This is a genomic window from Pseudoalteromonas sp. MelDa3, from assembly GCF_002863625.1.
Lineage (GTDB): Bacteria > Pseudomonadota > Gammaproteobacteria > Enterobacterales > Alteromonadaceae > Pseudoalteromonas > Pseudoalteromonas arctica.
The window spans coordinates 1-2,465 of the sequence record NZ_PJBR01000189.1 but is presented as its reverse complement, the minus strand read 5'-3'; the positions used below and the strand labels follow the sequence as shown (position 1 = coordinate 2,465).

Here is a 2,465-nt window from a genome sequence, read left to right as displayed (position 1 = left end):
TTAGCGCATCAAATAACTCGCTGATTTAATGTAATTGGTATTAACGTATTCTCTAAAAAGGAAAATATATGCCTAATATACTTTACCCAGCGCCTTTAAAAGTAGGATCAAAAATAGCAATTTGTTCACTTTCATCAGGCCTTAAAGAAAAGTACCATGCACGGTTAGACATTGTTATTAATGGATTAAAACATCGAGGATATGATGTTGTTGAAGGAGAGTTTTTACGCCAAAGCAAACCGCATGGACAGCTTAACGCTAAAGCGCACGCTCAGCAGTTAATGGGTTTTTTATTAGATGATGAGATAGATGCAATTATGCCTCCATTTGGTGGCGAGCTGGCAATGGAAATACTGCCCCTACTTGATTTTAATGCAATTAAAGAAGCAAAGCCTAAATGGTTAGTTGGGTTCTCTGATGTAAGCACCATTGCATGCGCACTCACGGCAAAATGCCAATGGGCAACACTACACAGCGCTAATCTTATGCAGTTACATCCTGACGAAAAAAGTCCTTATTGCCTGCAAATATTTGAAACACTAAGTTATGAAGCAGGTAGCAAATTTGAGCAAGCCCCGTCATCGCATTATCAAAAAAATAGACCTGATTACGTACAAAACCCAAATGCATTGTTTGAACACTCAGAAGTTACTCAGTGGCAGTGTTTAAATTACTTTGATGCACGCACTATTGAAATGTCGGGTCGTTTATTTGGTGGGTGCTTAGATACAGTCGGCTTATTACTCGACTCTCCATTTTTGGCTCTGCATGAATTTAAAAAACACAGTGCACCCGAAGGGCTTATTTTATACCTAGAAAACTCAGAGCTGACGCCAACAACCGTTGCACGGTTTTTACTTTCATTAAAATTAGCAGGTATATTTGACGATATAAACGGTATTATTATTGGTCGCAGCGTGATCACTCAAGGTCAAGATACTTCTTTTGATTACCGTCACGCGCTTGATGTTGCACTAGGTGGGTGTTTATTTCCTGTGATTATTGATGCCGATATTGGTCATGCTCCACCTAACTTAAATTTAGTAAACGGCGCTACTTGTACAATCACCGCTGACATAAATGAAGGTAAAGTAGTCAAAGCCTCATTAAATACCGAGCTTTGTTAGAAGTTTATTCACTTACCTTTGATAAGTAATTAAGTTAAAGGGTATAATAAGCCCGCATTTATAGCGCTTTAGTTATAAAAGTACATTCTCAGGGCGGGGCGAAATTCCCCACCGGCGGTATGTTTAATGTTATTTATAGCTTAAACGAGCCCGCGAGCGCTTTATTTAACTTATTTTTTAACTAGGTTAAGTAAAGGTCAAGCAGATCTGGTGAGATGCCAGAGCCGACGGTTACAGTCCGGATGAAAGAGAATATGGCTTATTATACTAATATCAATTTTATTAAAGACACGATCATTGTATCGCGTTAAGTGAGCTATTTTTCTAGCGTTATAATAGGTCACTAATTTAATGCCGTTGGTATAACACTGTACGCTGCTTTTTGCTGCGTGCTTTTTGTTATTTTATTTAAGCTATTTTGGTAGTGATCGTTTTAAATTTAAAGCGATATATTACTGATCCTTTCACAGTCCTGAATCTATTATTTTTTATTTGGAATATAATGATGATTCAGTCTCTACTTACTCAATTCGGCGAAAGCCATATCCGCGTACAAAGCGCAATTGCTGCACTACAGCAAGGGCAAGGCGTACTTGTTGTTGATGATGAAAACCGTGAAAATGAAGGCGACTTTGTATTTTCAGCTGAGCATTTAACGACTTCTCAAATGGCCGAAATGATCCGCGAAGGCAGCGGTATTGTTTGCTTGTGTATGGGGGAGGAGCGCATTAAACAGCTCGACTTACCGCAAATGGTAACCCACAACACCAGTCAAAATAACACCGCTTATACAGTCACTATTGAAGCTAAGCATGGTGTTACAACAGGCGTGTCTGCTGCTGATAGAGTAACTACTATAAAAGCAGCGACAGCCGATAACGCTAAGCCAAGTGATTTATCGCGCCCTGGGCATGTATTTGGTTTAAAAGCACAAACGGGTGGAGTATTAGTTCGTCGTGGTCATACCGAAGCATCCGTTGATTTAATGCAGCTTGCCGGCTTAAAACCATTTGGCGTAATATGTGAACTAACAAATTCCGATGGTTCAATGGCGCGCTTACCTGAGGTGAGTGATTATGCTAATAGACATAATATGACCGTGGTTTCTATTGAAGATTTAGTGCAATACATTCAGGCTGCACAGCTTCAAGTAGGTTAAATCACTTTGTGCTAGGGTCTGTTGATCTTTCAAGGTTAAATTTGCAGCAGTCTGTTTGGTATTTAGGCAAGGCAGAGCCTATGTAGTGTGGTATTCCCCACAAATGGGCGATAACGTAGCATTAATGCCAAACAGGCGCTGCCCAGAGGGTTCTTCCTAGGGGCTATTTACTCTTTGTT

2 protein-coding genes and 1 riboswitch are annotated in these 2,465 nt (G+C 39.9%); both genes read left to right on the top strand.

Going from position 1 to position 2,465, the window contains the following annotated elements; all coding sequences use genetic code 11:
* Positions 1 to 68 precede the first annotated feature (68 nt).
* Positions 69 to 1,127, top strand: a complete 1,059-nt coding sequence (locus tag CXF89_RS18960; RefSeq protein ID WP_121955465.1) for a S66 family peptidase — start codon at positions 69 to 71, stop codon at positions 1,125 to 1,127.
* Between the two features lie 80 nt (positions 1,128 to 1,207).
* Positions 1,208 to 1,385: riboswitch (FMN riboswitch) on the top strand.
* Between the two features lie 247 nt (positions 1,386 to 1,632).
* Positions 1,633 to 2,286, top strand: coding sequence for a 3,4-dihydroxy-2-butanone-4-phosphate synthase (ribB, locus tag CXF89_RS18955; protein WP_121955464.1), 654 nt, complete (start codon positions 1,633 to 1,635; stop codon positions 2,284 to 2,286).
* Positions 2,287 to 2,465 lie beyond the last annotated feature (179 nt).

Excerpts from the sequence above, each read along its gene's own strand:
- ribB (WP_121955464.1), top strand. The coding sequence starts at position 1,633 with ATGATTCAGTCTCTACTTACTCAATTCGGCGAAAGCCATATCCGCGTA.
- CXF89_RS18960 (WP_121955465.1), top strand. The coding sequence starts at position 69 with ATGCCTAATATACTTTACCCAGCGCCTTTAAAAGTAGGATCAAAAATA.